At 55.1% G+C, this 6,593-nt stretch carries 4 protein-coding genes and 1 pseudogene; 2 read left to right on the top strand and 3 right to left on the bottom strand.

Annotated features, from left to right (window positions below):
- Positions 1-274: 274 nt before the first annotated feature.
- Positions 275-1,747 (bottom strand): TonB-dependent receptor, encoded by a 1,473-nt coding sequence (locus Q363_RS29760; RefSeq protein ID WP_051979533.1) that lies wholly within the window; start codon positions 1,745-1,747, stop codon positions 275-277.
- A gap of 329 nt (positions 1,748-2,076) precedes the next feature.
- Between Q363_RS29760 and Q363_RS29755 the strand changes: the two genes are divergently transcribed.
- Positions 2,077-3,180, top strand: coding sequence for a LacI family DNA-binding transcriptional regulator (locus Q363_RS29755; RefSeq protein WP_035357956.1), 1,104 nt, complete (start codon positions 2,077-2,079; stop codon positions 3,178-3,180).
- Between the two features lie 1,457 nt (positions 3,181-4,637).
- Here the strand turns inward: Q363_RS29755 and Q363_RS43370 are convergent.
- Positions 4,638-5,048 (bottom strand): IS110 family transposase, encoded by a 411-nt coding sequence (locus Q363_RS43370; RefSeq protein ID WP_064742757.1) that lies wholly within the window; start codon positions 5,046-5,048, stop codon positions 4,638-4,640.
- Between the two features lie 146 nt (positions 5,049-5,194).
- The gene (locus tag Q363_RS43365) at positions 5,195-5,659 is read right to left on the bottom strand and encodes an IS110 family transposase (RefSeq protein WP_064742756.1); all 465 of its coding nucleotides are present in this window, start codon (positions 5,657-5,659) and stop codon (positions 5,195-5,197) included.
- Positions 5,660-5,997: 338 nt separating this feature from the next.
- On the opposite strand from Q363_RS43365, the pseudogene Q363_RS29745 reads away from it, so the two are divergent.
- Positions 5,998-6,593 (top strand): annotated as a pseudogene (locus Q363_RS29745) (N-acetylglucosamine-6-phosphate deacetylase); the annotation flags it as partial.

The following is a 6,593-nucleotide window of genomic DNA, read 5'->3' as shown; positions in this document are numbered from 1 at the left end:
CATGCTGCTGCATCTGCCCGCATCGTTCCCGTTTCTTCCCGCCTTCCGGCAAGTGGCCCTGGCACTCGGAGCCTCGTCGGGATAGCCCGCCTCGACGAAACAGAAAACCCCCACTTCCACCCTCACGCAACTTGCGGATCAGGAGAACTGCGCACGAAAAACGGCGCCACCCCCAGCAAACGCTTAGGCAAGGCTCCCCCTCACCGCAATCCAACCAACAGCACCCAGCCAAACGAGCCTTCGTCACGAGCTCGCGCTCACAACAACCGCTCGCTCAGCCTTCGTGAATGATGCAGGCTAGCAGTCCATCCGTATCACTGGTAATGGCTCCATAGGAGTAGGCGTAGCCTACTTCATTGAATAGCGAGCTCTTGATCTGCGCGCTTACACGTCCCATTACCTGCTGTCCAGGGGAATTGGTGCTTGTGTTAGATACGCCCGGAATCGAACTCTGTGGTCCGAATAATCCGTAGGGCTCTTTCGTTGGGATCCCATCGTGGATGTAACGTCCCATGATTGCCCAGCGAGGGTTGAATGTATGGTCGACACGAATCAACGACTCCTGATAGTTGAATACACCGGATGAGCTGCTCACAAGCGTCCCTGTTGCGTCAGGCGCCGGCACCTTGCTAAACACATCCTTGATGTATGCAGCGGCAATTGGGTTGATGCTGCTGATCTTCGTCCCCTTCGCGGTACAGTTTCCAGCACTGTCGATCGCAGTGCATACAGGAACGGCGAAATTACCCGAAAGCTCCGCATTGCTGGGCAGTATGGCAGTCTGCGTGACCGGGGTCGTCACACGACGCAGTTCCTCCGAGAAGAAGAAGAAGGTCTTGCCTTTGTAGATTGGACCGCCAATCGTGCCGCCAAAATCGTTATAGCGAAGTATGGCTTTTTTTCCACCAGTATGTTTCGTATAGGAGTTGACCGCATTCAGTGCGTCATTACGGAAGAACTCGTACGCGCTGCCATGAAACTGCGAAGTGCCCGACCGGGTGACCACATTAATTTGCCCCGATGCGGACCGGCCAAACTCGGCACCGTAGTTGCTGCGCTCAATCTTGAACTCCGAAATTGCATCGACGCTTGGATACACCAGAAGAGTGATATTCGATCCATGGTCCACATTGTCCGCGCCGTCAATCGTCCAGTTATTCTGGCTTTGGCGATTGCCGTTAACCGAAAAACTGACGATATTCACCTGACCGCTCGGATTTGTCGTGCCCACGTAAATTTGGTCGGCAGCATTGCTCGTCACGCCCGGCTGCAATGTGATCAACTGCTCGTAATTTCGATTATTAAGTGGAAGTTCGCGAATCTGCTTGCCCGTGATGAGACCCTCAACTGCCGAGTTTGAAAGATTCACCTGCGACGCTTCAGCCTGCACGGTGACAATCTCGTCTGCTTTCCCGACCATCAACGTGGCACTGACCTGCAAACTGTCGTTAACGTTCAGCGTAACGCCGCTCTTCACCAACTTCTTGAAACCTGCAGCCTCCACCGAGATCAAGTAATTGCCCACGGGAAGCTGTGGTGCAACATACTCGCCTGCAGCGCTGGACTGTACGGTTCGTACAACCTGATTGCGGTCGACATTCGTAATGGTTACCGTGGCGTTCGGCACAGCCGCACCACTCGGGTCCGTAACAGCGCCCCTAATCTGGCCGGTCAGCTGTTGCGCATGCATGTAACCTACGCTGAGCAAGAGTACGTAAAGCACTCCAACAAAGATTCTCTTCGACATTTTCTTCCTCTCGTAATGAAACTTTGTTCTTTGCACTCGTACCCGATTACTTTGGCCTCGAAACAGGAACAACCTCACCGAGAATCGTTATCACGCCTACGGACGCATGGATCGACTCGAGATAGCGTGCGTCCGCGCGCTATCTCGAAAGCCAGACAATCGTTAGAAAGCTGCAAAAACTCGGTACTTCAATCGTTTGAATATTTGATTGACCGTATACTATTCGCGACCCTAAATGGATGTCAACCCAAAATGTCACACATTATTGATGACTGCAGTAGACACGGGAAGTTAGCGAAAACTAAGCCAGTTGGGAATATCACTTAAACATGAAAAAGACCAAGTCATCGCGCCCGATGAAAACAGTCACCCTCGCGGATGTGGCTCGTGAGTGCAACGTGTCGGTCTCGTCAGTCTCCCTGGTCCTCAATGAAAAGCCCCTCGCGCGCCTTCTCTCCGAAAAGACGCGCTCAGCGATCCGTGTGGCCGCCCACAAACTCGGTTACACCCCAAACCGCAACGCCCAGGCACTTCGAAGCCAACGCAGCAATACGATTGGTGTTGTCGTGTTCGATATCGCGGATCCCTTTTGCACCCTGATTCTTAAGGGAATTCAAGCTGCACTTGAACCTGTCGGCATGCTTCCGATTATCATGGACGCAACCAATCAAGGTAAGCAGTTTGAACAATATATTGCTCTCATGCTCGAACGCCGCGTCGAGGGCCTAATCGTTGTTGCAAACTGGCTCCTGTCCGATAAGGACATCACCAGTAACTTAGAAGCTTTCGGGGTTCCGGTAGTCATTGTCGGCCGAGAGGTAGAATCAGCAACTGTCTCTAGTGTTCTTGTTGACAATGAGGCAGGTGGATACCTCGCCCTGCAGCACCTCCACCAAATGGGACATCAGAAAATCGCTGTGATCTGCGGCCCGAAAGGTCTTCAGGACAGCTACCGACGCCTGCGGGGGATTGAGCGTTACGCTCGATCGATTCGCTTTACTCTGGATAGAAGCCTCATCGTAGAGATACCAGATGCCGCAGATCCACTTGCGGGTTTTGATGGAGGTTATGAGGCCACCATTGAATTACTCTCGTCGAAAAAGAAATTCTCTGCGGTACTCGCCTTTGACGATCTCACTGCTCTGGGGGTCATCCGCGCCCTGCATGAAATCGGTCTCCGGGTTCCGGACGAAGTTTCAGTCATAGGCTTCGATGACATACCTGCCGCCTCGCTTACCACCCCGAGCCTTTCGACCATCCGCCAAGACATGAGTGGCATGGGCGTTACCGCCGCGCAGCACATCATCGAGCTGATTCAGCCAAACGGTTCTGCAAACTCGAGTGCTTCCATACGTTTAACAAAGCCGGTCGTCGTCGCCCGCGAATCTACCTCGGCCATAACTCGAGATTCCCGGAGGTTGAGCAAGAGTTAGAATTGCCGAACTCGAACGACAACTCGCGAGTGCACCACCGCTGACTCGGTCGCTGCGGGAGCCGACCAGGTGCTTCCGCCGTCGGTCAGTAACTCACGAACACATGCTCGTGGTTGACGCCGTCGCGCCCGTCGACCCAAGTGCGAAGAATTTCGTCGGTCGCCCCACTGCCGGTGGGCGCCCCGTTGGATATGTCAACGCTCGGAGCCGACGAGAGGTCATCGCGAGCCCCAGCCACCCCGTCCATGACTCAACGGAAGCTGGTGCCCTGGGACATGCGCTTCCCGCTCTGTGTCGGGTGCATGTGCGACTGAACGATGTTCTCCTTCGTCTGTGCCCTTCCCTCCGCAGCCTCATCCGAGCCACTCATGAACACTCCCCGATTTTCCGGCCGTGCCGGTTATACGAAGAGCCGATGCTGTGCGGGAGCGCCTAGGCTGCCCACGAGTGGTTCCGAGCTTTCACTGCTAATCCTTGTCAGCATGCTGCCCTCTTCGACCACGGAGAATTCGCCAGTTGCTTATACCCAGTTCCTTCACCGGCGACACAGCCTTCATCTACATGCAACAGATTCGGCATTCTCATGCATCCCGCGACAGTCCGCTACCGGGGCGGGGAGAAATTTTCGCGGCTAACGGTTCGCTTGTGCTGCGGCCTGCTGACTTGCTCGCCTCCCTGACGGACCCGACGCTGCTCGCGCTTTGCCGGCTGAGACTTTTACTCCGGAGCTTTCGGTCAGAGAAATTACTTTCCCTGCCGTCCGGTATGACTACAGTAGCAACTGGGCAAGTTCTACTGGCAGGTCCTACCCCTGCTGGATTAGCAGCCAGTTTCGCTGCACTGCATGTTGTTTCTCAGCGTGCGCGGGTTCTTAGACTACGCAGGACCGGCAGTCCACTCGCGATTAACGTGGGGACGTGTTGCCTTCTTCCCATCGGAACGGAGTCGGCATCCTGATCCATCGGCTTTTCGAAGCTCAATAGCCCCGCCCACTGGTACCTCTGGTCTACGCTTCAAGAAACACCTCGCGATGTTCCCTGCAAGACTCGAGGCCAGGATGGAGTCGCTGTTCTCCTTTCCCGTAGGGCTCTTTCATCCCCTACAACATGCCGGTTTAGCCCGGCGCTCTCCGAGTTGCCGACATCCATGTAAGTCATCTGTCAAGGGGAGGCACGGGTGTCCCGGGCACGCTCTTGAGAGCGTGCAAATCAACTGTTTCAGGATGTTCTAAGCGCACAGTATGCCTCTCGGCATCGGTCTCTGCACTCGGCAGAACCAGACATCCATTTGCTGTCTCAGACCCCGAAGAGCCGTCACAGAAGATTGAGTTTGTGTTCTCTGCCAGTCCCGAAACAATTCGTAGAGAGCCTCCGGAGTGTGATCTCCTTCGCTCAGTCGGCAACCTGCAGGACCTGGCAGTCTGCGCTTTGTTCATCCCGTTTTATTCGGAGGCAGTTTTATGCAGCCCCAGCCTGGCGTTCTTCCGCAGGCACGAAGTCTCGCTCTTGCCGATCCACGGCCAGCAGATATGCGACCATCTTCCGCGCTACAGGTAGTGTCGCCCGATTGCGATTTCCTCTCTGCTTCTCCTTGTCATAGATCATCGCCAGTTCGTGACTCTGTCTCGGCGCCAGCTTCGCAGCTTCTACCAACGCACGCTGGATATGCTTGTTACGCTGTTTTGACAACGGCATGCGCATCATCTTGTCCGCCGAGCTTCGTTCGTCGCCGCAGAGTCCGCAATAGCTGATCGCGTTCTTGATGGTGCGGAAACGCGAGACATCGCCGATCTCCAGTGCCCATGTCAGTGCCGTGATCGGGCCTACGCCAGGAACCGTTCTGAGCCTCTTGATCCGCTCAGCCAGCATGGGTCGCGCTGAAGAGAACTGACCAGAGCGTACTCGGTCTTCTGGCAGCGCTCGATCGTCTCCTGGCTGAGCTTCAACAGCGGCCGTATGCCTGGATGCACCTCCTCGGAGAGCAGTTCACGGAAATAACTCACCTTGTGCAGCTGTTACTTGTTGTACTCCACACCTGTCTCCATCAGCGTCCGGAGACACGGTTCTTCATCGGCACCATCTGCCGCACCAGCAGAATGCCGGTAGCGCAACGTGCGCCTTCGATCCCGTATCTCTGCGGGCATCATGTGGCACACCGGCAGAAAATCATAGCGCAGACAGTCAGCAATCTTGTTGGCATCAATCTGGTCGTTCTTCTTCTTGGCCGCTGCTATCGCACGCAGCATCAACGGGTGAGCCACCTTGATCTGCGCAGCATGCGGAAGCAGATGATCGTAGATCCATCCGCTGAAGATCGTCGCCTCCATGCCAGCGCTCCATGGCTGGGGCAGAGTCTTCATCCAGCAGTCCAACTCGCGTCGGGTCGACCCGACCTTGCCTTCCTGCTGGATCTGGCCACTCACGTCCTTCACGCAGTAGCTGATCGTCTTCTTGTGTACGTCCAGTCCGATGTAATACATATCTCTTCGAGGAGCCTCCGTGGTCGTTCTCTGAATCAGTGTCGCCGCTGAGTTCAGCCTATGCAACACCACGCGCTCCTCTATGACTTAACATTCAAACAAACTGGGAGTAAAGTGACGAGATCGGCGTTTCCGAGGACCTGTCCTGTAGTTGGCAGGAAATCCACGGCGATCGAGCAGTTTGGGAACTCTCCGGAGCATAGCAACGAAGACTCCACCACGCTTTCAGTGTTTCGAGATAACGTACCCTGTATCAAGGGGCTCTACCAAACGCGTTCGTACGTTTCCCAAGAGCAGAATCGAGGTTGCACATTCCCGTAAAGCGAATTGCAGCGAAAATGCTGGCGACTCCATCTGGCATCCTGGCGAACCCGATGGTGACCATCGATGGGGAGCACATTCTGGAAATCAGCACACGGTGTGCACAACAGATTGCACATATCGACTATGACTTTCCGGATGGGACAATCACAGCTGGCTTCTTTGACATTCATTTCCACGGTATTGCTGGCCAAGATGTGATGAATGCTTCTCCCGAAGGCTTTCGAGATATTGCTCATTCTCTGGCCCGTGCAGGTGTGAGTAGATTTCTTCCGACCACGGTCACGGCTTCACTTGAGACCACAATGTCCGCACTGGAGAGGATGGCGGATTACATCGATGCGGATCCACTCGCAGGAACATCACAAGCGGCTGGCATCCACATAGAGGGCCCCTTCCTTTCGCATGCCAAGCGTGGCATGCATTCCGCGGAGCATCTGCTACTGCCTTCGCCGGAGCTTCTGAACCGGCTTTGGGAGGCTGCACGCGGCAACATTCGTCTGATGACGATTGCACCTGAGTTGCCCGGGGCTCTTGAGACAATCAAACATGCAACGGCTCTGGGTATCCGTTCCTCGATGGGACATTCGATGGCTACGCAGGCGGAGGCGAT

Origin of the sequence: Edaphobacter aggregans DSM 19364 (assembly GCF_000745965.1) — a bacterium.
GTDB classification, from domain to species: Bacteria; Acidobacteriota; Terriglobia; order Terriglobales; family Acidobacteriaceae; genus Edaphobacter; species Edaphobacter aggregans.
This window is presented reverse-complemented; position numbering and strand designations above follow the sequence as displayed.

Bases quoted from the DNA above. Each gene is read 5' to 3' on its own strand.
- Q363_RS29760 (WP_051979533.1), bottom strand. From the start codon at position 1,747: ATGTCGAAGAGAATCTTTGTTGGAGTGCTTTACGTACTCTTGCTCAGC.
- Q363_RS29755 (WP_035357956.1), top strand. From the start codon at position 2,077: ATGAAAAAGACCAAGTCATCGCGCCCGATGAAAACAGTCACCCTCGCG.
- Q363_RS43370 (WP_064742757.1), bottom strand. From the start codon at position 5,048: ATGCTGGCTGAGCGGATCAAGAGGCTCAGAACGGTTCCTGGCGTAGGC.
- Q363_RS43365 (WP_064742756.1), bottom strand. From the start codon at position 5,659: ATGTATTACATCGGACTGGACGTACACAAGAAGACGATCAGCTACTGC.